The organism is Modestobacter sp. DSM 44400 (assembly GCF_900107175.1).
GTDB lineage: Bacteria > Actinomycetota > Actinomycetes > Mycobacteriales > Geodermatophilaceae > Modestobacter.
Map to the genome: position 1 here is coordinate 1 of NZ_FNOZ01000034.1, position 23,218 is coordinate 23,218.

Sequence of the window (23,218 nt, forward strand, 5' to 3'; positions counted from 1 at the left end):
CTGTTCAGCTTTATCACCATCAACTGGCGCGGCAAACCGCTGGAGAGCCGCCAGGTGATCATCGACCTGATCGCCTCGACCACCACCCGCACCGGGCTGAAGGTCTACGCCCGCCTGGACGAGGGCTCCTATCCCGACAAGATCAAGGTCACCGATGCCGAACTCGCCGACGTCCGGCTCGACGGCGATCCGTTCCACCCAGAGTGGAACTACACGATCACACCGCGAACCATCGACGACGAATTACACTGATGTAATTCCCTTCCAAGCTCTAAGGCCGCTTCCGCTTGGCCTTCACCGGCTCCACCGGCTCGACCCACCCGGCGATCCGCTTACGGGATTGGCCAGCGGCCCTCGATTGGCCTTCTACACCTCCTGGACCGACCGCGTGAGTACGCAGAACTCGTTGCCCTCTGGATCGGCGAGAACCACCCAGCTCACGTCCGGTCCCTGCCCGACCTGAACGCGATACGCGCCCAGACTGATAACCGGAAGATCGCTGTCCCGGACCTGCCGGGCCACACAGGGGGCTGAGTCGAATGACAAGAAACCGGCCGTCGACGCCCATGTCGGCTGGGTCGGCCGAGGCTCACCCGAGCCGGTCGACCACGGGTTGGGACGCTCGCGGGGCGGCTGGACCAGCAAGCTGCATCTGATCTGCGACGGCCGCGGCAGGGCGCTGTCTATCGGCCTGACCGGCGGAAACGTCAACGACACCACCATGCTGGGCGCCGCCTTGGCCGAGATCCGGGTAGCGCGCCCAGGACCGGGTCGACCGCGCACCACCCCAGATCAGATGCTCGGCGACAAGGGCTACTCATCCAAGGCCAACCGGGCCCTGCTGGCCGAGCGCGGGATCGTCGTCACGATCCCCGAGCGCGCCGATCAGCTCGCCAATCGGGTCCGCCGTGGCAGCACCGGAGGCCGCCCGTACGCATTCGACAAAGACGCCTACAAGGGCCGCAACGTCGTCGAGCGGGCCTTCAACCGGCTCAAGCAGTGGCGCGGCATCGCCACCCGCTACGACAAGAAAGCAGTGAACTACCGAGGCGGGATCGTCTTCGCGAGCATGATCATCTGGCTCACCACATGATCGGGGAGACAGGCCCTAGTAGGAGATCCTCGCGATCGTGATGTTCTTTCCGGACCCGGGGCACCACTGTCGAGTGATCCTGCCACCCCGCTCGTCATCTCGGTCGTGTGTGACGAACTCCCACGGATCGGTGTATTCGTTGAAGCCTTCCTTGCCGTTGTGCTCCCTCTCGACGACCTGATTGCATCTCGGGCACACGGCGGGGCTGGGCATGGCCAACCGTACGATGCGCGAGCGCACGGCGTCACGTGACGGTGACGCCGTGCCCGTGGCAGCCTCGCCGCGTGGAGACCTACAGGGTGCGCATCGACAACACACAGTTCGGGTCGCTGATGGCATGGGTCCGCAGCGTCGATGAGGGCTTCGTGGCGTACCTTAGCGGCACGGAGTACCCCGAGATCCCGCTGACGCAGGCGCCGCCCGGAGAGCCTTTGGCCGGCAGCGTCGAGGAAGCCGTCGAGCAGTTGCGCCGGGCGCTCAACCGCAGCGCGGACTGAGGACAACACTGAGCCCCGCCGTCATGGTGACCGGCGGGGCTCAGTGCCGTTCGAGAGGTCTGGACCTAGATGCGGATCGTCGCCAGCCTTCCCACGGCGGCCATGCGCTCCTCGGCCATCCGGTCGGCCATCGTCGCCGGGGATACTCCGGCATCGTCGGCTGCGCGGAACACCTGCAGGGCGGTGTCATAGAGGCCCTCCACCCTGATCTTCGCTCGCTCAAAGCTGAACCCTGGCGGATTGCTTAGTGGCAGTACCCCCGACAACCCGTGCCGCTCGTCCTCGACCTGGATCACGCCGCCGGCGTTGACCAGGTAGTCGGGGGCGTAGAGGATCCCGCGCTCGGTCAGCATCGCCGCGATGCCCTCGTGGGCGAGCTGGTTGTTGGCCCCGCCGCAGACGATCTGCGCCGGGAGTGTCGCCACGGTGTCGTCGTCCAGGGCGCCGCCGAGCGCGCAGGGCGCGTAGACGTCGTGTGGGGTCCGCACCAGGGCCGCGGTGTCCGCGACCGCCGCGACCTGGGGGTGGCGGGCCTGCGCCCGGGTGACCGCGGCCGGGTCGACGTCGGTGATCACGACGTCGGCGCCGTCGGCCACCAGCCGGTCGACCAGCCAGCTGCCCACCTTGCCGACGCCGGCCACGGCGACGGTGCGCCCGGCCAGGGTGGGGACACCCCAGCGGTGCTGGGCGGCGGCGCGCATGCCTTGGAAGACCCCGAAGGCGGTGAGCACCGAGGAGTCGCCACACCCGCCGAAGGCCTCGGAGCGACCGTGGGCGAAGCGGGTCTCGCGAGCCACCACGTCCAGGTCGGCGTTGTAGGTGCCCACGTCGCAGGCGGTGAGGTACCGGCCGCCGAGCGCCTCGACGAACCGGCCGTAGGCACGCAGCAGTGCCTCGGTCTTGTCGGTGCGCGGGTCGCCGATGATGACGGCCTTGCCGCCGCCGAGATCCAGACCGGCGAGGCTGTTCTTGTAGGCCATCGCCTTGGACAGGGCGAGCGCGTCGGTGACCGCATCGTCCTCCGAGGCGTAGGGGAAGAAGCGGGTGCCCCCCAGGGCGGGGCCGAGGGCGGTCGAGTACACCGCGATCACCGCCCGCAGCCCGGAGGCATCGTCGGAGCAGAAGACGACCTGTTCGTGCCCAGAGCCCATCACGTCCACGCCGCGCAGCCTAGGCGCGGACGCCCCGGGACGTCCCTCGGACGGGCGATCGGCGGGTGCCCGCGGCAGGTCCGTGCCGCCGCGAGAGGAGGAGCGGGGCATGATCGGGGGTCGACGCACATGCCCGGCGGGAGCCGGTGCCGCACACTTCCGGCAGCGGCCCGCGCCGGCCGGCCGGGGGGCACCAGGGGGCGGCTCTGACCCGTTGATCCAGGAGGACACGCACACGATGGCTGGACCCAAGCGGCTGCTCGCGCTCGCGCTGGCGGCACCCCTGCTCCTCTCCGCCTGCTCGGGCGGCAGCGACGACGGCGGCGGGGCGAGCGGAGGCGGCAGCGACCTGAGCTTTGCGGTGGTCACCCACGGGTCGGCCGGCGACGCGTTCTGGGACGTGGTGCAGAACGGCGCCGAGGCGGCCGGCGAGGACCTCGGGGTCAGCGTCGACTACCAGAGCGACGGCGACCCGCAGCGGCAGTCGCAGCTGATCGACGCCGCGGTGAACGCGAAGGTCGACGGGATCGTGGTGTCGATGGCCAACCCCGACGCGCTGCAGGACTCCGTCGAGGCCGCGGTCGCCGCCGGCATTCCAGTGGTGACCATCAACTCCGGGGCCGAGCAGTCGGCGGAGTTCGGCGCGACCGGCCACGTCGGCCAGGACGAGACCATCGCCGGCCAGGGCGCCGGGCAGCGGCTGGCCGCCGACGGGGCGACGAACGTCCTCTGCGTCGTCCACGAGGCGGGCAACATCGGCCTCCAGCAGCGTTGCGACAGCGCCTCCCAGGGCCTGGGCACCGACGTGACCCTCGTGCAGGTCGACATCAACGACCTGCAGGCCGCGCAGTCGACGATCACCTCGCAGCTGCAGAGCGATCCCTCGATCGACGGCGTCCTCACGCTGAACAGTGCGGTCGCCTCGATCGCTGCCTCGGCCGTCTCCACCGCCGGTTCCGACGCCGAGGTCGCCACCTTCGACCTCAACAGCGACGTCATCGCCGCCATCGGAGACGGGTCGATCGCCTTCGCGGTGGACCAGCAGCAGTACGAGCAGGGCTACCTGCCGATCGTGATGCTGAAGCTCTACGCGGAGAACCTGAACACCGTCGGCGGTGGGCAGCCGGTGCTGACCGGCCCAGGCATCGTCGACGCCGACAACGTCGACGCCATCGCCGACCTGGCCTCGGCCGGTACCCGCTGAGCACGGTCCACCAGCAGCCGGCCAGCCCGCCGGACACCCCGCGGAAGCGGGCCGACGAGCGGCTGGCCGCGACCGGGCTGTGGCGCCGGCTGCTGGTCAAGCCAGAGCTCGGCTCGCTGATCGGCGCCATCGTCATCCTGGCGTTCTTCGCCGCGTCGTCGGAGACGTTCCGCTCACCCGGCGGCATCGCCAACTGGCTGGACCCGGCCTCGACGCTCGGGATCATGGCGGTGGCAGTCGCACTGCTGATGATCGGCGGTCACTTCGACCTGTCGGCCGGGGTGATGACCGGGACGACGGCGCTGACCGTGGGCATCGTGGCCGGACAGCTGGAACAGAACATCTGGCTGGCGATCACCGTCGCGCTGGTAGTCGCCCTGACCATCGGTTTCGCCAACGGCTGGCTGGTCACTCGCACCGGGCTGCCCAGCTTCATCATCACGCTGGGCACCTTCCTCATGCTCCAGGGGCTGAACCTGGGCCTGACCAAGGCGTTCACCGGCACGGTCGTGGCCGGTGGCATCTCGGATGCGCCGGGGTACGACTCGGCGAAGGCCGTCTTCGCCTCCACGGTGACGATCGGCGGGCAGGCCTTCCGGATCGCCATCCTGTGGTGGCTGCTGGTCACCGCCGTGGGCACCTGGGTACTGCTGCGCACCCGCTTCGGCAACTGGGTGTTCGCCACCGGCGGGGACGAGGTGGCCAGCCGCAACGTCGGCGTCCCGGCCCGGCGGACCACCATCACCCTGTTCATGAACACGGCGGCGGCGGCCTGGTTCGTCGGGACCATCCTCGCCGTCCGGCTGACCTCGGTGCAGGCCAACACCGGCACCGGCAACGAGCTGATCTACATCGTCGCAGCGGTGATCGGCGGCTGCCTGCTCACCGGCGGCTTCGGCTCGGCGGTCGGCGCCTCGCTGGGCGCGCTGGTGTTCGGCATGACCCAGCAGGGGATCGTCTACCTGCGCTGGGACGCCGACTGGTTCTACTTCTTCCTGGGCGCCATGCTGCTGCTCGCCGTGCTGGCCAACCGGCTGGTCCGCCGTTACGCCGAGGCGGCCCGCCGATGAGCCCCCCTGCGCCGCCGGCCGGAACGCCGCCGCTGCTCGAGCTGCGCGGCATCGGCAAGGACCACGGGTCGGTCATCGCACTGGACGACATCTCGGCCACCGTGCGCGCCGGTGAGGTGACCTGCGTGCTCGGCGACAACGGCGCGGGCAAGTCCACCCTGATCAAGGTGCTGGCCGGGGTGCACCGCCCGACCCGCGGCCACCTGCTGCTCGACGGTGCGCCGGTCAGCTTCTCCGCGCCCCGAGAGGCGCTGGACGCCGGCATCGCCACCGTCTACCAGGACCTGGCGATGATCCCGCTGATGGCCATCTGGCGGAACTTCTTCCTCGGGTCGGAGCCGACGACCGGCTGGGGTCCGCTCCGGCGGTTCGACAGGGCGACGGCCAAGGAGGTCACCCGCCGCGAGCTGGCCGCCATGGGCATCGACATCCGCGACCCCGACCAGCCGGTGGGCACGCTGTCCGGCGGGGAGCGGCAGTCGGTCGCCATCGCCCGCGCCGTCCACTTCGGTGCCCGGGTGCTGATCCTGGACGAGCCGACCTCCGCGCTGGGGGTCAAGCAGGCCGGGGTGGTGCTGCGCTACATCGCCCAGGCGCGGGACCGTGGACTCGGGGTCGTGTTCATCACCCACAACCCGCACCACGCACACCCGGTCGGTGACCGCTTCCTGATCCTCAACCGCGGCCGCAGCCTCGGCGAGTTCACGAAGGAACAGGTCGGCCGGGACGAGCTCACCGCGCTGATGGCCGGCGGCCAGGAACTGGCGCAGCTGGCGGAAGAGCTGGAGCGCCCGACGGGCAGCTGAGCGACCGACCGGTGTTATTCCGAGACATGAACACTGCGCCGCGTGTTGCCTTTGTGACTCCTGGTAATGGTGCGACTCTCGGTGCGTTCACCCGTCCATCCCTCTCCCCCAGGGAGCGACCATGTCGCAGCGTCTGCTGCGCACGTCCCCGAGCCGGCCGCCCGGCCGGCGCCGAACCTCCCGAGCGGTCGCCGGCGTGCTCGCCGCTGTGGTGGCCGGCGCGGTGCTGGCGGCCGGGGTGTCACCGGCTGCCGCCGACCCGGAGAACCCCACCGATGGCGAGCTCGTCGACGCCGCGACCCAGCAGCAGGCAGCGGCGGCCGAGGTCGGACGCATCGCCGCGCTGGTCGCCGACGCGGAGTCCCGGCTGGAGCAGGTCCAGGTACAGGCCGAGGCGGCCGGCACTGCGTACCTCGCGGCCGAAGAGGAACGGCAGTTGGCCGAGGAGGCGGCGGTCCGCGCGGCGGCCGAGCTGCAGGTGGCGGTGGAGGCGGTCGCCGCCTCACAATTGCGGATCGCCGACTTCTCCCGCGACAGCTACATGAACGGCAGCACCCTGACCAGCGAGATGGCGCTGCTGGACGTCGAGGGCCCGGGCGAGCTGGTGCAGAAGGCCGCCCTGCTGGAGTACGTCGCCGACCACCAGGTCGACGTCCTCGGGCAGTTGGAGGGTGCCCAGGCGCGGCAGGCCGACGCTGACGACGTCGCCCGCACCGCCCGCGACGAGAAGTCCGCGGCCGAGGGGCGCGCGCAGGCGGCCAAGGAGGCTGCCGAAGCCCAGGTGGCTGCTCAGCAGGCCGCCTACCAGCAGGTCAGCGCGCAGAAGGCGGACCTGGACCGGCAGCTGCAGGACGCCCAGGTGCACCTGCTCGAGCTGCAGGGCGCACGCAACGCCTACGAGCAGTGGCTCGCGCAGAAGCGGGCGGCCGAAGAGGCCGCGGCCGCGGCTCAGCGGAAGGCGGCCGCAGAAGCGGCCGCCGCCGCGCAGGCCGCCCGGCGCGGGGGCGGCGGCACCGCGGCGACGTCCTCGGCCGGGTACATCCGTCCGGCCAGCGGGTCCACCAGCAGCTGCTTCGGCTCCCGATGGGGCGTCACCCACTTCGGCGTGGACATCGCCGCACCGATCGGCACTCCGATCTACGCCGCCACCGCCGGCACGGTGCAGCGCGCGGGGCCGGCCACCGGCTTCGGCCTGGCGGTCTACATCCGCGGCGACGACGGTGCGGTGACCGTCTACGGACACGTCAACGAGTACTACGTGCGGGCCGGGGAGCGGGTGCGCGCCGGTGCGCAGATCGCCGAGGTCGGCAACCGCGGGCAGTCGACCGGGCCGCACCTGCACTTCGAGGTACACCCCCGCGGGACGATGTACAGCGGGCAGGTCGACCCGGTGCCGTGGATGCGCGCGCGAGGCGTGTCGATCAACGGCTGTGGCTGACCTGCTCGACGACCCCGTCCTCGGACGCAGTGCGGCCCGGCACCCTCTCCGGAGGAGTGCCGGGCCGCTGCCGTTCGCGGGTCAGCTGGTGGGCGCCGCGCTCGCGCCGGGGCAGTTGGCATTCGCGTAGGTCTGCACGTTGGTCGTGGCGGTGTCGAGGGCGCCCCGCTGCGCGCCGATCGAGGCAGCCAGCTGCTTCCCGGCGTCCGGGGAGGTGAAGTCGATCGTCTGGGCGGCGGTCGCCAGCGTCTGGACCGCCCCCACCACCACCCCCCAGTCCTGGGCGATGGCGGCGGGGGCCTTGACCTCCCCGTACTGGTCGGCCGCCTTCTGCAGGATCGGGGCGACCTGCGTCGGTGCGCTGCTTGCGGCCTTGAGGGTCGCCGAGAGGTCGGTGGACAGGGCCACGGCCGAGTTGCACCAGGCCGCGATGTCGCCGTCGGGTGCGCTGGTCCCCGCGGCCGGTGACGACGTCGTGCCGGTGCTGCTGTCCGAGGAACTGCCCGCGGCGGCGGACCCACCTCCGGACCCACCGCAGGCGGTCAGCAGGACAGCAGCGGCGGCCGCGGACAGGGCCGCCCGCACGGCGGTGGTGGGTGCTCGCATGCACACACGCTAACCGCCGCGCCAGCAGCGGGCCGTCGGCTGGGGCTAGCGTCCCGGGGATGACCGCACCCGTCGACCCCCGCGCCGGCTGGGTCGTCGCCGCCCTCGGTGCGCTGCCGCGCACCGCCGAGATGGAGCCGCTGGTCACCCGGGTACTGGCGCCGAACGCCTCGGGCATGACCCTGGACGGCACGAACACCTACGTCGTCGGCGCGGCCGGCAGCGGGCAGGCGGTCGTCGTCGACCCGGGTCCGGCCGACGCCGGTCACCTGGCCGCCGTGGAGGCGGTGCTGGTCGAGCGGGACGCCCGGGTGGTCGCCGTGCTGGTCACCCACCACCACGGCGACCACGCCGAGGCCGCCGCGCCGTGGAGCAGCCACTTCGGCGCCCCGGTCGCCGCCGGCTCCGCGGCCGTCGCCGGGCCGGGCGGCCGGGTGCTGGAGCCGGGGGAGCAGCTGGCGCTGGCCGGGACCACCGTCGGTGTCGTGGCCACCCCCGGGCACACCGCCGATCACCTCGCCTTCCGGCTGGAGTCGGGTGCCGTGCTGGTCGGCGACCACGTGCTGGGCCGGGGGACCTCGGTGGTCAGCCATCCCGAGGGCGACGTGGTGGCCTACCTGGAGTCGCTGCGCCGGGTGCACGACCTGGGCCCCTCGGCGCTGTACTGCGGGCACGGGCCCGAGCTGACCGAGGACCCGGCGGCGGTGCTGGAGTTCTACCTCGCCCACCGGGCGTACCGGGAGGCCCAGCTGGTCGACGCGCTCGCGGCCGGTCCGCAGACCGTGGAGGAACTGGTGGCGACCGTCTACGCCGCCGTCCCGCAGCAGCTGTGGCCCGCCGCGGCACAGTCGACCCGGGCGACCCTCGCCAAGCTGACGGCCGAGGGCCGGGTGGCCGCCGGTCCGGGCGGAGCGGTGACGCTCGCCTGACCCGGACGGCGACTTCCCCGGCTGCCCGCCTAGCGTCCCGGTGTGGGCGCCGCCGAGCACTGGGACGTGGTCGTCGTCGGCGCGGGATCTGCCGGCTGCGCACTCGCCGCCCGGCTGGTGGACGCCGGCCGCCGGGTGCTCCTGCTCGAGGCCGGCGCCGACCACGCCCAGCCCGCGGACTTCCCAGCCACCCTCCGCGACGCGGCCACGATGGGAGCGGCCACGCCCGGGCACCCCGCGAACTGGGCATACGACGCCGAGCTGGCCGAGGACGTCCGGTACCCCGTGGTGCGCGGCCGGGTGGTCGGCGGCTCCAGCGCCCTCAACGGCACCTACTTCATCCGCGGGACCCGCGCCGACTTCGACGGCTGGGCGGCCGACGGCAACGACCTGTGGTCGGCCGACGCCGTGCTGCCGGCCTTCTGCCGGGCCGAGGCCGACGCCGACTACGGCGACCGGCCGGGCCACGGGTCGACCGGGCCACTGCCGGTCACCCGGGTGCACGCCGCCCACCCCGTGACCGACGCGTTCACCGCCGCCTGCGCCGAGCTCGGCTTCCCGGCCGAGCCGGACAAGAACGCCGGCAGCGAGCCCGGCTGCGGCCCGGTGCCGCTCAACGTCGTGGACGGGGTTCGGATGAACACCGCGATGGCCTACCTGTCGCCGCGCCGGGGCTCGCCGGGCCTGACGGTGCGGGGTGACACCCGGGTGACCCGGGTGCTGGTCGAGCACGGCCGTGCCATCGGCGTGCAGACCGCCGCCGGGAAGGTGCGGGCCGACGAGGTGGTGCTGGCCGCCGGCGCCATCGGGTCGCCGCACCTGCTGATGCTCTCCGGGATCGGGCCGGCCGGGCAGCTGCGGGCCGCCGGGGTGCCGGTGCTGGTCGACGCCCCGGGCGTGGGGGCGGACTTCAGCGACCACCCGGACCTCTACGTGACCTGGCAGCCGAGCCGCCGGCTGCCGATGGCCCGCAGCCTGCTGCCGCTGTCGACCGCGCTGAACACCACGGCGGAGGGTTCCCGGGCGCACGGGGACCTGGAGGTCATGCCGTGGCTCAAGCCGTTCAGCAAGGTGCTGCTCAGCCGATCGACCGGGTCGGCGCTGTCCGGGGTGGGGGAGGTGCTGCGCCGGCCTGCGGCCACGCTGCGCGCCGTCCGCGGCGCCTCGCTGCACCGGCTGCTGGACCAGAGCCGCCGCCGCGATGATCTCTCCCTCGGGGTGGCGCTGCAGCAGGAGGACAGTCGGGGCCGGCTCAGCCTGACCAGTACCGACCCGTACGTTCAGCCGCGGCTGGAGTACCGGTACCTGACCGAGGCCACCGACCGCCGCCGGATGCGTGAGGTCGTGCGCCTGGCCGCGGAGCTGTTGCGGACCTCCGCGTTCGCGCCGCTGGTCGCCGAGCGGACCGGGCTGCCCGACGACGTGCTGTCCGACGACCGTCAGCTGGACCGCTGGAACCGCCGGCACCTGGCGACCGCGATCCACCTGGCCGGCAGCGCGCGGATGGGGCCCGACGGGGACCCGGGCGCGGTGGTCGACCAGCACCTGCGGGTGCGCGGCGTCGAGGGGCTGCGGGTCGTGGACACCTCGGTCATGCCCCGGGTGACCTCGCGGGGGCCGGCGGCGACCGCGGTGATGATCGGCGAGCGGGCCGCCGAGCTCATGACCGGCGGCTGAGCGGCTGCTCACCCCGGATGCTGCTCGGCGCCTGGCCCGGACGACGGCCACGGTGGGGCCGCGAGCGGCACGACCGCGCCGCCGGCCGCCAGGTGCAGGCTCCAGTCGACCAACCCGGCCGCGGCGGCGGCCAGCCCGTCGGCCCACCCCCGGTCGGCCGCGGTGCAGGTGGCGTGCCCGGGCCGGCACAGCGCCATCGCCACGTGGCCGATCCCCGCGGTGTGCTCGTCGCGCACCGCCCCCGCCATCCCGACCAGCCCGTCGGCGGTGCCGCGATCGAACGGGCGCGGGAGGTCGTCGATCGGCACGAGCAGCGGCAGGGACGTGCCGTCGGCGCCCAGCCACATCAGCCAGAGGCTGCGGGCGCCGAAGAACGGGGGTTCGAGTAGCTCGGCTCAGCGGGAACGCAGCGCGGCGGGGGTCGTGACCGGGACGTCGGGGCGGTGGAGAGCGGTCATGCCGGGGATCGTCACCGTCCGCCGGTGGCGGAGGCGCCGCGTTGTCCCCAGCCGGCCCCGTCGTCCACAGTCAGCGTCGGCGCCTTGACGGCGTCCCGGTCAGCGGGTCGCGCGGATGTGGGTGCTGGTGTTCGACAACGGCGACCAGGCGTCGGGGTGCGGCTGGCCGGCGTCGACGACCCAGGACGGCGTGCGGGTCGCGGTGGTCTTGCCGCGCGCGTCCGTCGGCCGGGCGCTCAGGTGCACGATCAGGGCCAGGAGCACGAGCAGACCCACGAACACGCCAGCGATGACCAGGAGCGTCGACAACATGCCTTGGAAGTTAGTGGGCCGGACCGATCCGTGTCAGGCTCCACGCTGGGCAGAAATACCCAACGTCTGACCCCAAGTACGGAAAGTCTGCCAGTTGACGGGCGCATTCCCGGCGCGCCCGCGGCTGGCCCAGGATGGAAGGTGACGATCCGGCTCGCGAGCCTGCCAGCCGCCGCCGCTCCCGTCACCCCGTCGGGCCGACCACCTCGGCCATGCGCCATCGGCCGCTGGCCGCCGTGGAGTCCCGGGCCTTCGGTACCGACAGCCCGGGAGGGGTCAGAGGTCGACGGCGAGGCCGGTGTAGTTCTCCGCCAGCTCGCGGGCGGCCGCCTCCGACGAGCACACCCGGCGCAGCTGCGACAGTTGCAGCTCGGCGTCGAAGTCGTCGCCGTGCCGGTGCAGCATCGAGGTCATCCACCAGGAGAAGTGGGTGCACCGCCAGACCCGGGCCAGTGCCTTGTCGGAGTAGGTGTCGACCAGGTCGGTCTGCTTCTCGGTCAGCAGCCGGACCAGGGCCTGGGCCAGCAGCGTGACGTCGGCGACGGCCAGGTTCAGGCCCTTGGCGCCGGTGGGCGGGACGATGTGCGCCGCGTCGCCGGCCAGGAACAGCCGGCCGCGGCGCATCGGGGCGCTGACGAAGGAGCGCATCGGCAGGATCGACTTCTCCGTCACCGGCCCGGTCCGCAGCGACCAGCCGTCGACGGCCAGGCGGGTGGACAGCGCGTCCCAGATCCGGTCGTCGGACCAGTCCTCGATCTTCTCGGCCGGGTCGACCTGGACGTAGAGCCGGGACACCGACGGGGAGCGCATCGAGAGCAGCGCGAAGCCCTCGGGATGCCAGGCGTAGACCAGCTCGTCGGCCGACGGCGCGACGTCGGCCAGGATGCCCAGCCAGGCGAAGGGGTAGGTGCGCTCCCACAGCCGCCCCGACGTGCCAGCGGTGACCAGTGGCCGGGAGACGCCGTGGAAGCCATCGGTGCCGGCGACCACGTCGCACTCCAGCACCTGGGCGACCCCGTCGGCGTCGGTGAACCGGATCCGCGGGGCGCCGCCGTCCACGTCCTCGGGGGTGACGTGGGAGACGCCGAACAGCAGCGGCGGGCCGTCGTCCAGCTGGGCCGTGATGAGGTCCTTGACCACCTCGGTCTGTCCGTAGACCCAGACCTTGCGCCCGCAGAGCTCCTCGAAGTTCAGGTGGTGCCGGGTGCCGGGGTGCTGCAGGTAGATGCCGTCGTGCGGGAGCCCCTCGCGGTCCAGGCGCTCGCCCACGCCGACGTCACGCAGCGTCTGCACGGTGTGCTGCTCGAGGATTCCGGCGCGGACGCGCGCCTCGACGTAGTCGCGCGAGCGGCTCTCCAGGACGACGGTGTCGACGCCGTGCAGCTGGAGCAGCCGCGAGAGCAGCAACCCCGCCGGGCCGGCGCCGATGATCCCCACCTGAGAACGCACGGGTGGAGTGTGACCGGCGCTGCCGCCCGGCAGCGAGCATGGGCTTCCGCTCAGCGGAACGGAGCCGTGGCCGCCAGCGCGCGGCCGATCCCGCGCGCGGCCACCTGCAGGACGGGCACCAGGCGGCTGGCATCACGCCGGTGCACCGGGACGACGATGCCCAGCGCCGCGGCGACGACCGCACCACCCGGCCGCTCCACGGTTACCGGAACCGCCACCGAGGCCGCGCCGAGCGACATCTCCTCCGACGTGCGGGCCGCTCCCCGGCGCCGGACCTCGGCCAGTTCTCGGGTGAGCAGCCGCGGGTCGACGACGGTGTGCCGGGTCTCCCTGGTCAGCGACCGGAGCACTTGCTCGACCACCTCGTCCGGGGCCGCGGCGAGCAGCACCTTGCCCACCCCGGTGGCGTGCAGCGGCAGCCGGCTGCCCACCTGGCTGACCACCGGCACCGACTCCCGGCCGGAGATGCGTTCGACGTAGAGCGCCCGCGGCCCTTCGCGCACCGCCAGGTGCACGGTGTCCCGGGTGGCGGTGTGCACGTCGAGCAGGAACGGCGAGGCGACCTGGCGCAGCTCGAGGTCGACCGGGGCGAGCAACCCGAGGTCCCACAGCTTGCGGCCGATCTCGTAGCGCCCGTCGGGACGGCGGACGAGCGCTCCCCAGGCGGCAAGCTCGGCCAGCAGCCGGTGCGCGGTGGTCAGCGGAGTGCCCGAGCGGTCGGCCACCTCGGACAGGGTCAGCCGGGGATGGCCGGCGTCGAACGCGTCGAGCACGCCGAGGGCCCGGGAGGTCACCGAGCGTCCGGCCGTGGATGCGCCGCCTGCCACGCGACACCTGCCTTCTGTTCAGCGGAAGTCGGAGCTTGGGGAGCGTAGCCCCGGGGCCTACCGTCGGCGACCATGACCGGGACCACATCGCGGGAACCGCGACCGCCGTCGGACAGCGCGCTGATCCTGCCGCGCTATCTGCGCGAGCCGGAAGATTCGCGCACGCCGGTGGGCTACGCCGGATACCGGAGCACGGCCCTCCGTGCGCCGCTGCGCACGCCCGTCGACCTGCCCCAGCGGCTCACCGAGGTGACCGGCCCGGTCCTGGGCGAGGACCGGGTCACCGCCGGCCACGCGGACCTCACGCTGCGGCTGGGCGGCGAGGCGCAGGGCCAGCGGATCATCGTCTTCGGCCGGGTCCTCGACAGCGACGGCCGTCCGGTGCCGAACACACTGGTGGAGGTCTGGCAGGCGAACGCCGCCGGCCGCTACCGGCACGTGGTCGACAACTGGCCGGCGCCGCTGGACCCGCACTTCGACGGGCTGGGCCGGGTGATGACCGACGGCCTGGGCCGCTACGAGCTCACCACCATCAAGCCTGGCGCCTACCCGTGGGGCAACCACCACAACGCCTGGCGGCCGGCGCACATCCACTTCAGCCTGTTCGGGCAGGCCTTTCCCCAGCGCCTGGTCACCCAGATGTACTTCCCGGGCGATCCGCTCTTCGGCCAGGATCCGATCTTCAACGCCATCCCGCCCTCGGCCCGGCATCGCGCGATCAGCACCTTCGACCTGGAACGCACCCAGCCGGACTGGGCGCTGGCCTTCCAGTGGGACATCGTGCTGCGCGGCAGCGACCAGACCCCCTTCGAGACCGAGGACGACGGAGACGTGGCATGAGCCGGCGCGGTACCGGTTTCCTGACCGAGCCCTTCCGGCTGGGTCTGACCCCCAGCGCGACCGTGGGGCCCTACCTGTCCATCGGGCTGACCTGGGCCGACGGCCCCTACGCCGTCGCGGAGGGCACCGAGGGTGCCATCTGGCTGCGGGGCCGGGTGTTCGACGGCGCCGGCGGCCTCGTTCCCGACGCGATGGTCGAGACCTGGCAGGCCGACCCGGACGGGCGCTTCGACCACTCGGATGCCCCGAAGGGCGAGCGCCGATTCCCGGGTCTCCGGGGGCTGGGCCGCTGCCAGACGGTGGACCCGCCGGGGGAGTACGGCATCCTCACCCTCAAGCCGGGCCGGGTCGACGGCGGCGAGGGTGGGCTGCAGGCGCCCCACGTCGACGTCTCGGTGTTCGCCCGCGGGCTGCTCGACCGGGTGGTCACCCGGATCTACTTCGCCGACGAGGCCGCGGCCAACGCCGAGGACGCCGTGCTGCGCGGCCTGCCCGACGACGCGTCCCGGCAGACCCTCCTCGCGCAGCCCACCGCGGACGGCTACCGGCTGGACATCCGGCTGCAGGGGGACGCCGAGACGGTGTTCTTCGCGGTGTGAGCGGGGCTTTTTCGGGCTCAGGCCCCAGGATGGGCGCGTGAACGGAATCATGGAGGGCACCTTCGCCCGTGGCGCGGCCGCCGGGTCGGTCGGCGGCGACGCCTGGCTACGCTCGTTGTTGGAGGTCGAAGCCGCGCTCGCCCGCGCCGCGGCGCGCACCGGGCTGGTCGCCGAGACCGCCGCCGAGGAGGTGGCCCGGGCCTGCGCGGCGCCGACGGCGCTGGACCTGCCGACGGTGTACCGGGGGGCCGCGGACGCCGGGAACCCCGTCCCGGCACTGGTGCGCGCCCTGCAGGACGCGGTCGGCCCGCATGCCGCCCGCGCCGTACACGTAGGCGGGACCAGCCAGGACATCATGGACACCGCGGCCATGCTGCTGGCTCGTCGGGCCCTGACGCTGGTGGACGCCGACCTGGCTGCGGCGGCCGACGCCTGCGCCCGGCTCGCGGCCGAGCACCGGGACGACGTGCTGATGGGCCGCACCCTGTTGCAGCAGGCGTTGCCGGTGACCGTCGGGTTCAAGGCCGCCACCTGGCTGAGTGGTCTGGACGGCGCCCGGAGCCGGCTGGCCGCGGTCGTGGCGGCGCTGCCGGTCCAGTACGGCGGCGCGGTGGGCACGCTGGCCGCCAGCCGCGGGTCCGGGGTCGACCTGCGCCGCGAGCTGGCCGCCGAGCTCGGCCTGGCCACGACCGACGTCCCCTGGTTCACGGTCCGGTTGCCCGTCGCCGACCTGGCCGGGCTGCTGGGCGCGATCGCCGGCGTGGTCGCCACCATCGCCGTGGACGTCGTGCTGCTGGCCCAGACCGAGGTCGCCGAGGTCGCCGAGGTCGCGCCCGGCCGCGGCGGTTCCTCGGCGATGCCACACAAGAACAACCCGGTCGCCGCGATCTCCGCCCGGGCCTGCGCCCGGCGGGCACCCGGGCTGGTCGCCACCCTGCTGGCGGCCATGGAGCAGGAGTACGAGCGGGGTGCAGGCAGCTGGCAGACCGAGTGGCCCACGCTGACCGAGCTGCTGTCCACCGTCGGTTCTGCGGTGTCCTGGCTGGTCGAGAGCCTGTCGGTGCTGCGCTGGGACACCGCCCGGATGGCTGCGACGGTGGCCGCGGCCGACGATCCGCAGCTGGCCGGTGCGCTCGCCGAGGCGCTGGTCCCGGCCCTGGGGCCCGGCTCGGCCCACGAGGCCGCGGCCGACGCTGTCCGAACGGCCGCGGCCACCGGCCGGCGGCTGGCCGACATGCTGCCCGAGGTCGCCGCCGGCCACCCCGGTCTCGACGTCGCCGCACTGCTGGCCGGCGCGGCGCCCGACGTCGGCGAGGCGGGCGCGCAGGTCGACGCCGCGCTGGCCACCCACCTGGTCGCCGTCCAGTCCGATCCCAGCTCAATAGGAGGAGCCCCGTGAATGCCGTCGAGGTGCACGCCGTCGTCGAGGGGCCGGACGACGCGCCGGTCCTGCTGCTGTCCAACTCCCTGGGCGCCGATCTGGGCATGTGGGACCCGCAGCTGCCGGCGCTGGCCGAGCACTTCCGAGTGGTGCGCTACGACACCCGCGGGCACGGCCGCTCCCCGGCGCCGGACGGCGACTCCACCCTCGACGACCTCGCCGACGACGTTATCGCGCTGCTGGACCGTCTCGGTGTCGCGCAGGCGCACGTGGCCGGCCTGTCGATCGGCGGCATGACCGCGTTGCGGCTGGCCGTGCGCGACCCGCAGCGGGTGGCGTCCCTCGCCGTCCTCTGCAGCTCGGCGCACCCGGGCAACGAGCAGAGCTGGCAGGACCGGGCCACCACCGTCCGGGCCGAGGGCACCGGCGCGATCGCCGACGCCGTGATCAGCCGGTGGCTGACCCCGGCCTACGCCGCCGCACACCCGGACGTGGTCGCCCGGCTGCGCGCGACGTTCGCCGCCCACTCCGACGAGGGCTACGCCAGCTGCTGCGCCGTTCTGGTCGGAATGGACCAGCGCGCCGACCTGGGCCGGATCACCGCGCCCACGCTGGTGGTCTCCGGCGCCGAGGACCTCGCGCTGCCGCCGGAGCACCAGCAGGTCATCGCCGACGGCATCCCCGGCGCCCGGCTGCTCAGCCTCTCGCCGGCCGCACACCTGGCCAACATCGAACAGGAGCAGCAGGTCACCGACGCGCTGATCGCGCACGCCACGGAAGGGCTGTCATGAGCGAGCCGCTGGAGACCGACGAGCAGCGCCGCGCCGCCGGCATGCGGGTGCGCCGCGAGGTGCTGGGCGACGCCCACGTGGACCGGGCCGCCGCAGCGGTCACCCCGTTCACCGCCGACTTCCAGGACTTCATCACCCGGGTGGCCTGGGGCGACCTGTGGCAGCGGCCCGGCCTGGGCCGCCGCGAGCGCAGCATGCTGACGCTGGCGATCACCGCGGCGCTGCGGCACTGGGGCGAGTTCGCCCTGCACGTGAAGGCCGCGGTGCACAACGGCCTGACCGACGAGGAGATCGCCGAGGTGTGCCTGCACACCGCCGTCTACGCCGGCGTGCCGGCGGCCAACCATGCCCTGGCGGTGGCCCGGCCGATCCTCGAAGAGCTTAGGGGACCGGCCGGGTCCGCGGTGTGAGCGCCGGTCAGACCGCTGGCAGCAAGGTGCAGATGTCCACCAGGTCGGCCGGTGTGGTCACCACCACGATGTCGCCCTGGGTGGTGATGACCTCGGTAAATGTGCCGCTGGTCCAGTAGAAAACCGACGACAGACCGGCTGCTTCGTACGCCGCAGCTTCCTCCGGGTCGAAGGCGTAGTTGACGTTGGGCCCGTCGAAGGAGAACTTGACGCTGCCGTCGACCCTCGAGATCTGGTAGCCCATGCCGGAGATGTCCAGCTCGTCGACGAGCAGCTGGCCCTGCTGACCGAGGATGTCGACCGTCGCGGCGCCGCGGAAGTCGATCCGGTCGCTGAACTCGTCCCGGGTCACCTTCCACTCGCCGGCCAGGTCCCCCGGGACCAGCAGCAGCGGCTGGCCGCAGTGGTCATCCAGCAACGTCGGAACCTGGCGGGCCGGCACGAACTTCCCGCCGGTGTCCTGCGGGAAGAAGACCGGCAGCCCGACGTCCGGCACGCCATCGAACGAGATGCGCCAGAGCTGGCCGCCGGGCAGCGCCGGTGACCCGTCTGCCGCCGGGACGCCTTCGGCGGGCGACACGCTGAACGCCGCGACGAAGACCCGGCCCTTGTGGTCCACGGCGACCCCGCCCGGGAAGGGCACGTCGACCGACCGGTACCTGCCGGCCGTCAGGTCGACGTCCACGACGTTGCCGGGAGGCGCGGTGGCCGTCTCGTCGGGTACCGAGCCGAAGATCTGGGAGACGTAGAGGTGCTCGCCTGCCGCGTCCACGGCCAGCCCGGTGATGCCGGTGAAACCGCCCCAGCCGGTGGTCTCCTCGCCGTCGGCGGAGTACTCCACGACGGCCGCAGCGCCCGGCTGCTCGCTGCCCAGGCCGCCCACGTAGACGTTGCCGTCGTGGTCGGTGGCCAGCGATGTGGGGACGAACTCCGGGGTGATCTCGTCGTCCGGAGGGGTCGGGTAGGTGGCGAAGACGGTGATCTCGTAGGGCGGGATGCACGCGTCGTCGATGCAGTCGGCCGGGACAGCGGAGAAGTCCGGGGTCACCTGCCACACCGTGTTCGCTGCGGCGTCGGCAACGAGAGCGTACCCGTCGGTGCCCGGCTCGCCGTCGGGCGTCGGGTCGACGAACAGGACCGCGTAGGGGTTGCTGTCGACCTGGGCGCCGTCCGGGTTCTGCTCGGCCTCGGCCGCCGCGATGTCGGCGTAGGGCAGCACGAACTGCTGACCGCCGTCGGTCTGGACGACGAGCAGGTGACCCAGCTGATCGGCACCCTCGATTGCGGCGCCAGCCGGTGGGATGCCGCCGGGGACGAAGGTCTCGGCGACGATGTACTCGCCGGGCACGTCGGTCGCGTCCGCGCCGTTGGAGCCGACCGCGAAGCTGCCGTCCGGTCCCGCGACGGAGAGCAGCCCGTCCACCACCCGCTCGGCCGGCTCGTCGACCACGTCATCCGGGTCGTGGATGCTGCTGATCCCGCCGGTCAGCCCGACACACTGGGGTCCGGACGCCTCGGGGGGCGCCTCTTCCCCTGCCGGCGGGGTGATGCAGGTCTCGCCGCCGGAACCGGCCTCGGCAACGAGCAAGGTGTCGTGCGGGCCCCAGCTGAGCTGCCGGGGATTGTCCAGCCCGGTGACGACCACGACAGAATCCTGGCTGGATCCGCCGTGGTGGTCCTCGCCGGCTGACGCCGACCCCGCGAACCCGACGCTGAGCGTTCCCAGGACCAGGATGCCCACGCCGGCATGAGCAGTGAACCTGCACATGCTCTTCTCCCCTCGCAGCGATGCTGTGCCGCCGCCCGATCGGTCGTGCGGCGATCGCGGGGGACGCTAGGGATTGGGCCAACAGCGGCACAGGGTCGCTCAGCGGGACCAGCAGGGACGACGGCCGGGCGTGACCCTGTGCACCGGCCAAGCGCGAGATGTGTTGCAGGTCACAACCGATCTCGGCCGCGCCGTCGTGTACCCGATCGGGAACCCCTCGTCCGGGTCAGGTCATCGGTGCCTGTCGGTTCACCGGCGGCTACAGGGGGTAGACCGTTTTGCGGTCGGCTCCCTGAGCCGCCGCACCACCGTCGAGGAGCACCGCCCCTGCCGTCGCAGTGCTCGACCGCAGGAGGCGAACCCACCACGTGACCGAGTTGGCGAGGTCACGTATGGGCGCAGCACGCCGGGTCATGGGGCCGACGAGGGTCAGCGAGGAGGAGCTGTGACCGCTGCTGTGCCCGCTGGACCCCGGCGATCGAGTCTCCGGGTGGCCAGCGTCCCCTTCTCCGCCCCCTACGTGGACGCCGTGCTGCCCGCCGACGCCGTCCGCGTCGGACCGCCGACGATGCCGAGCCCGTGGCTGGACCCCGACCACCTGCTCGCCTCGGCCGCCGACGTCGACGTGCTGCATGTGCACGCCGGCTACGAGGGCATGTCTGCCCGCCAGCTCGAGGCCTGGACGGCGGCGGTGCGGCGCAGCGGGGTGCCGCTCGTGGTGACCGTGCACCAGCTGCGGGCCGGCCGGGACGGCTCGCGGTCCCGTTCCCGGTTCCAGCTGCGCGCCCTGCTGGCCACCGCGGAAGTGGTCCTCACCCTCACCCCGGGCGCCGCGGACGAGATCGCCGACCGCTTCGGCCGCACCGCGATCGTGGTGGCCCACCCCTCGCTCGCCGCACCCACTCCGGGGATCGGCCGGGAAACCCGGCTGGTCGGGCTGCACCTGGGCAGCCTGGAATCGCAGGCGCCCGAGGCCGCCGGCCTGGTCCGCGGGGCGCTGTCCGGCGCGCTCTCCGGCGGCGGCCGGCTGCGGGTCGACGTGCACCCCGGCGTCGACCCGGCGGCCGGCTTCCCGGAGCTGCTCGCGCTCGCCGATGCCGGTGACCTCGAGCTGCACCGCAGCACCCCCCGGACGCCCGCCGAGTGGGTGCGCCACCTCCAGGAGGTGCACGTGTCCGTGCTGCCCGACCTGGCGCTGAGCCACTCCAGCTGGGTTGAGCTGTGTCGCGACGCCGGCACCCGGGTCGTCATCCCCAGCGGCGGTCACCAGGCCGGGCAGTGGTCCGACGTGGTGGTCTACGGCAGCGACGCCGCCACCGGCCTGGACCCCACCTCGCTGAGCACGCCGGTGGTGGCCGCGCTCACCCGCCCTTCGCCGGGCCGGGTCGACGCCGTCTGGCGGGCCGAGCAGCGCGACGCCGTCCGGGCCGTGCACGCCCAGGTCTACGAGCAGGTGGCAGCCGACCGCGTTCCCGCGTGAAACTCAGACGGCGTGGGGAACGACCTCCGTGCTGACCGCGATGTCATCGTCCGGTGGCTCGGCCAGCGTGGCGTCCGGCAGCCGGACGGTGAAGACCGTCCGGCCCGGCTCGCTGGAGACTGCCACCGTGCCGCCGTGCGCGGCGACATGGCGTGCACGATGGCCAGCCCCAGGCCGGTGCTGCCCGCGTGCCGGGACCGGGAGGAGTCGCCCCGGGCGAAGCGCTCGAAGACGTGGTCGAGCATCGCCGGGGGGATGCCGGGGCCGTCGTCGACGACCTGCAGCACCGCCTGCCCGCTCTCGGCCCGCAGCCGGGTAGTCGCCGTCGTTCCCTCCGAGGTGTGCGCGCGGGCGTTGGCCAGCAGGTTGGCCAACACTTGATGCAGCCGGGCCTGGTCGCCGGGGACGAGGACGGCGGCGCCCGGCAGGTCGAGCTGCCAGCGGTGCCCGGGCCCGGCGGCGTGCGCGTCACTGACCGCGTCGACGACGAGCGCGGTCAGATCGACCTCCTCGCAGGTCAGCTCCCGGCCGGCGTCCAGCCGGGCCAGCAGCAGCAGTTCCTCGACCAGGTCCGACATCCGCAGCGCCTCGGACTCCACCCGGCGCAGCGCGTGGCCGACGTTGCCGGGCACCTCCTCGCCGCCCTGGCGCCGGATCAGCTCGGCGTAGCCGCGGATCGAGGCCAGCGGCGTGCGCAGCTCATGGCTGGCGTCGGCGACGAACTGGCGGACCTGGGTCTCGGAGGCCTGGCGGGCGGCGAGCGACCCCTCGACGTGGTCGAGCAGCCGGTTCAGCGCCGCCCCCACCTGGCCGACCTCGGTGCGCGGGTCGGTGTCCTCCGGGGACACCCGCTCGGCGAGCTGCACCTCTCCGCTGGACAGCGGCAGCTCCGAGACCCGGGTCGCGGTGGTGGCCACCCGATCCAGCGGCCGCAGCGTGCGCCGGGCGACCAGGACGGCGGCCAGCGCCGCGGCGAGCAGCCCGAGCAGGCCGACGACCAGCTCGACGGTGAGCAGCCGGCGCACCGCGTCCGAGGAGCTGCCCAGCGGCAGCCCGTTGACCTGGACGTCGCCGTCCCGGGTCGTGGAGGCGACGAGCCGATACTCACCGAGGTCGCCGCCGAGATCGCGGCTGACGGGCTCGCCGGAGGGTCGCAGGTCGGCCAGGACCGCCTGCTGGGCGCTGGTCAGCTGCACGCTCTCGCCCCGCGAGCCGAGCACACCGGCCTCGGTGGAGACCCCGTCGACGATGGTGGCGCCGAGGGTGCCCTCGCCCTGGCCACGCGCGCCGAGGAAGCCGGGCAGGCGCTGGTCGTCGTCGTCCCCCCGCCCGTTGACCGGCGGCGCCTGCGGGGCGCCGTAGCGGGGTGAGGGGAGTAGTTCTCCGAGCGGTAGGTCACCGCCTCCAGCCGCGTGTCGACCTGGCTGACCAGCTCCTGCTCCAGCGAGGTCACCGAGACCACGCCGACCAGCGCCAGCACGACGACCAGCGGGACGACGAAGGCCACCGGCAGCTTGGTGCGCAGCGAGGACCGGCAGGAGCGGGCGCTGCGGAGCCGGCTCACCGGAGAGCGGTCATGCGGCGGGCTTGATCACGTACCCGGCGCCACGGAGGGTGTGGATCATCGGGGCGCGCCCGGCGTCGATCTTGCGGCGCAGGTAGGAGATGTAGAGCTCGACGATGTTGCCCTGGCCGCCGAAGTCGTACTGCCACACCCGGTCGAGGATCTGGGCCTTGGACAGGACACGCTTGGGGTTGCGCATCAGGTAGCGGAGCAGCTCGAACTCGGTGGCGGTCAGCCGGATGTCGTCGCCGGACCGGGTGACCTCGTGGCTCTCCTCGTCCAGGGTCAGGTCGCCGACGACCAGCAGTCCGTCGTCGGCGACGACCCGGCTGGTGCGGCGCAGCAGCCCGCGCAGCCGCGCGGCGACCTCCTCCAGGCTGAACGGCTTGGTCACGTAGTCGTCGCCACCGGCGGTGAGCCCGGCGATGCGGTCCTCCAGGGCGTCCTTGGCGGTGAGGAAGACGACCGGCACGAGCGGGGCGTCCGCGCGCAGCCGGCGCAGCACCGCCAACCCATCCATGTCCGGCAGCATGACGTCCAGGACGACGGCGTCGGGACGGAAGTCACGGCCGACGCGGACGGCCTCGGTCCCGTCCTGCGCGGTGCGCACGTCCCAGCCCTCGTAGCGCAGCGCCATGGACAGCAGCTCGCAGATGGAGGGCTCGTCGTCGACGACGAGCACCCGCAGGGCGCTGCCGTCCGGCCGGGTCAGCTGGGCCCGGGAGCTGGTGGCGGAAGAGGCGGTCGTCGTCATGGATCGACTGTGAGCCCTGATCCTGCGTGTTCCCTGTGTGCCGCCGAGGAACTCGCTGGAGTTTGCCCAGGCCGCTCGAGGAGGTCGCTCAGGACCCGCCGCTGGGCGGCGTCC

General features: G+C 73.3%; 25 protein-coding genes and 1 pseudogene. 15 read left to right on the plus strand and 11 right to left on the minus strand.

The features are described from left to right. Positions 1-252, plus strand: a pseudogene (locus BLW04_RS17815) (ISAzo13 family transposase); the annotation flags it as partial. A gap of 114 nt (positions 253-366) precedes the next feature. Here the strand turns inward: BLW04_RS17815 and BLW04_RS29220 are convergent. Then, positions 367-522: a VOC family protein gene (locus BLW04_RS29220; protein ID WP_256375470.1), complete on the minus strand. Its 156-nt coding sequence runs from the start codon at positions 520-522 to the stop codon at positions 367-369. Here BLW04_RS29220 and BLW04_RS17825 point away from each other — a divergent pair. Together BLW04_RS17825 and BLW04_RS17830 are read left to right on the plus strand one after the other, a co-directional pair. Next, on the plus strand, positions 500-1,093 hold the full coding sequence (locus tag BLW04_RS17825; protein WP_256375471.1) for an IS5 family transposase: 594 nt from the start codon (positions 500-502) through the stop codon (positions 1,091-1,093). The two genes, BLW04_RS29220 and BLW04_RS17825, sit on opposite strands and share 23 nt — an antisense overlap. A gap of 284 nt (positions 1,094-1,377) precedes the next feature. Then, a complete protein-coding gene (locus BLW04_RS17830; RefSeq protein ID WP_091544335.1) occupies positions 1,378-1,590 on the plus strand; it encodes a hypothetical protein in 213 nt (70 codons plus the stop codon). Between the two features lie 65 nt (positions 1,591-1,655). On the opposite strand, the gene BLW04_RS17835 is transcribed toward BLW04_RS17830, so the two are convergent. Continuing rightward, positions 1,656-2,741: a Glu/Leu/Phe/Val family dehydrogenase gene (locus BLW04_RS17835; protein WP_175484128.1), complete on the minus strand. Its 1,086-nt coding sequence runs from the start codon at positions 2,739-2,741 to the stop codon at positions 1,656-1,658. A gap of 238 nt (positions 2,742-2,979) precedes the next feature. On the opposite strand from BLW04_RS17835, the gene BLW04_RS17840 reads away from it, so the two are divergent. The 4 genes from BLW04_RS17840 to BLW04_RS17855 all read left to right on the plus strand — a co-directional run bounded on the left by BLW04_RS17840 (position 2,980) and on the right by BLW04_RS17855 (position 7,259). After that, a complete protein-coding gene (locus tag BLW04_RS17840) occupies positions 2,980-3,945 on the plus strand; it encodes a sugar ABC transporter substrate-binding protein (RefSeq protein WP_091544341.1) in 966 nt (321 codons plus the stop codon). A 185-nt stretch (positions 3,946-4,130) separates the two neighbouring features. Further along, positions 4,131-5,015 (plus strand): ABC transporter permease, encoded by an 885-nt coding sequence (locus tag BLW04_RS17845; protein ID WP_256375494.1) that lies wholly within the window; start codon positions 4,131-4,133, stop codon positions 5,013-5,015. After that, positions 5,012-5,821, plus strand: a complete 810-nt coding sequence (locus BLW04_RS17850; protein WP_091544345.1) for an ATP-binding cassette domain-containing protein — start codon at positions 5,012-5,014, stop codon at positions 5,819-5,821. Before BLW04_RS17845 ends, BLW04_RS17850 begins: the two co-directional genes overlap by 4 nt. 121 nt (positions 5,822-5,942) lie before the next feature. After that, positions 5,943-7,259 (plus strand): M23 family metallopeptidase, encoded by a 1,317-nt coding sequence (locus tag BLW04_RS17855; protein WP_091544349.1) that lies wholly within the window; start codon positions 5,943-5,945, stop codon positions 7,257-7,259. Between the two features lie 81 nt (positions 7,260-7,340). Here BLW04_RS17855 and BLW04_RS17860 read toward each other — a convergent pair whose 3' ends face one another. Beyond that, positions 7,341-7,865 carry a hypothetical protein gene (locus tag BLW04_RS17860; protein WP_091544353.1) on the minus strand — a complete coding sequence of 175 codons (525 nt, stop codon included), beginning with the start codon at positions 7,863-7,865 and terminating at the stop codon, positions 7,341-7,343. A gap of 59 nt (positions 7,866-7,924) precedes the next feature. Here BLW04_RS17860 and BLW04_RS17865 point away from each other — a divergent pair, with 59 nt between their 5' ends. Then, on the plus strand, positions 7,925-8,794 hold the full coding sequence (locus BLW04_RS17865) for an MBL fold metallo-hydrolase (protein WP_091544356.1): 870 nt from the start codon (positions 7,925-7,927) through the stop codon (positions 8,792-8,794). Between the two features lie 42 nt (positions 8,795-8,836). Further along, the gene (locus BLW04_RS17870) at positions 8,837-10,471 is read left to right on the plus strand and encodes a GMC family oxidoreductase (RefSeq protein ID WP_091544360.1); all 1,635 of its coding nucleotides are present in this window, start codon (positions 8,837-8,839) and stop codon (positions 10,469-10,471) included. A gap of 8 nt (positions 10,472-10,479) precedes the next feature. Here BLW04_RS17870 and BLW04_RS17875 read toward each other — a convergent pair whose 3' ends face one another. The 4 genes from BLW04_RS17875 to BLW04_RS17890 all read right to left on the minus strand — a co-directional run bounded on the left by BLW04_RS17875 (position 10,480) and on the right by BLW04_RS17890 (position 13,484). Then, the gene (locus tag BLW04_RS17875) at positions 10,480-10,818 is read right to left on the minus strand and encodes a hypothetical protein (RefSeq protein ID WP_091544363.1); all 339 of its coding nucleotides are present in this window, start codon (positions 10,816-10,818) and stop codon (positions 10,480-10,482) included. A gap of 210 nt (positions 10,819-11,028) precedes the next feature. After that, positions 11,029-11,241, minus strand: coding sequence for a hypothetical protein (locus BLW04_RS17880; RefSeq protein ID WP_091544366.1), 213 nt, complete (start codon positions 11,239-11,241; stop codon positions 11,029-11,031). 276 nt (positions 11,242-11,517) lie between these two features. Continuing rightward, a complete protein-coding gene (locus tag BLW04_RS17885) occupies positions 11,518-12,690 on the minus strand; it encodes a 4-hydroxybenzoate 3-monooxygenase (protein ID WP_091544370.1) in 1,173 nt (390 codons plus the stop codon). Positions 12,691-12,740: 50 nt separating this feature from the next. After that, on the minus strand, positions 12,741-13,484 hold the full coding sequence (locus BLW04_RS17890) for an IclR family transcriptional regulator (protein WP_254781752.1): 744 nt from the start codon (positions 13,482-13,484) through the stop codon (positions 12,741-12,743). A 105-nt stretch (positions 13,485-13,589) separates the two neighbouring features. Here BLW04_RS17890 and pcaH point away from each other — a divergent pair, with 105 nt between their 5' ends. Genes pcaH through pcaC form a run of 5 tightly spaced genes read left to right on the plus strand, consistent with a single transcriptional unit; the run spans position 13,590 to position 17,538 of the window. After that, positions 13,590-14,357 carry a protocatechuate 3,4-dioxygenase subunit beta gene (gene pcaH, locus BLW04_RS17895; RefSeq protein WP_091544377.1) on the plus strand — a complete coding sequence of 256 codons (768 nt, stop codon included), beginning with the start codon at positions 13,590-13,592 and terminating at the stop codon, positions 14,355-14,357. Then, positions 14,354-14,956, plus strand: coding sequence for a protocatechuate 3,4-dioxygenase subunit alpha (gene pcaG / locus BLW04_RS17900; protein WP_091544380.1), 603 nt, complete (start codon positions 14,354-14,356; stop codon positions 14,954-14,956). Before pcaH ends, pcaG begins: the two co-directional genes overlap by 4 nt. Before the next feature lie 37 nt (positions 14,957-14,993). Beyond that, positions 14,994-16,355: a lyase family protein gene (locus tag BLW04_RS17905; RefSeq protein WP_254781753.1), complete on the plus strand. Its 1,362-nt coding sequence runs from the start codon at positions 14,994-14,996 to the stop codon at positions 16,353-16,355. After that, positions 16,352-17,128: a 3-oxoadipate enol-lactonase gene (pcaD, locus tag BLW04_RS17910; protein WP_091544382.1), complete on the plus strand. Its 777-nt coding sequence runs from the start codon at positions 16,352-16,354 to the stop codon at positions 17,126-17,128. The genes BLW04_RS17905 and pcaD overlap by 4 nt, the downstream gene beginning before the upstream one ends. Continuing rightward, positions 17,125-17,538, plus strand: coding sequence for a 4-carboxymuconolactone decarboxylase (pcaC, locus tag BLW04_RS17915; RefSeq protein ID WP_091544385.1), 414 nt, complete (start codon positions 17,125-17,127; stop codon positions 17,536-17,538). Before pcaD ends, pcaC begins: the two co-directional genes overlap by 4 nt. 7 nt (positions 17,539-17,545) lie before the next feature. Here the strand turns inward: pcaC and BLW04_RS17920 are convergent, their stop codons facing one another. Further along, complete coding sequence (locus BLW04_RS17920; RefSeq protein WP_094030670.1) at positions 17,546-19,306, minus strand: ScyD/ScyE family protein; 1,761 nt, start codon at positions 19,304-19,306, stop codon at positions 17,546-17,548. Positions 19,307-19,751: 445 nt separating this feature from the next. On the opposite strand from BLW04_RS17920, the gene BLW04_RS17925 reads away from it, so the two are divergent. Then, entirely contained in the window at positions 19,752-20,786 is a 1,035-nt protein-coding gene (locus BLW04_RS17925) for a glycosyltransferase (RefSeq protein WP_371327800.1), read from the plus strand. Here the strand turns inward: BLW04_RS17925 and BLW04_RS17930 are convergent. The 3 genes from BLW04_RS17930 to BLW04_RS17935 are packed head-to-tail and all read right to left on the minus strand — an operon-like array spanning position 20,750 to position 23,104. Further along, complete coding sequence (locus BLW04_RS17930; RefSeq protein WP_217631098.1) at positions 20,750-22,006, minus strand: sensor histidine kinase; 1,257 nt, start codon at positions 22,004-22,006, stop codon at positions 20,750-20,752. The genes BLW04_RS17925 and BLW04_RS17930 overlap by 37 nt on opposite strands. Continuing rightward, positions 21,973-22,350 (minus strand): hypothetical protein, encoded by a 378-nt coding sequence (locus tag BLW04_RS27640; RefSeq protein ID WP_139306896.1) that lies wholly within the window; start codon positions 22,348-22,350, stop codon positions 21,973-21,975. The genes BLW04_RS17930 and BLW04_RS27640 overlap by 34 nt, the downstream gene beginning before the upstream one ends. Before the next feature lie 10 nt (positions 22,351-22,360). Beyond that, entirely contained in the window at positions 22,361-23,104 is a 744-nt protein-coding gene (locus tag BLW04_RS17935) for a response regulator transcription factor (protein ID WP_091544395.1), read from the minus strand. Positions 23,105-23,218: the final 114 nt, after the last annotated feature.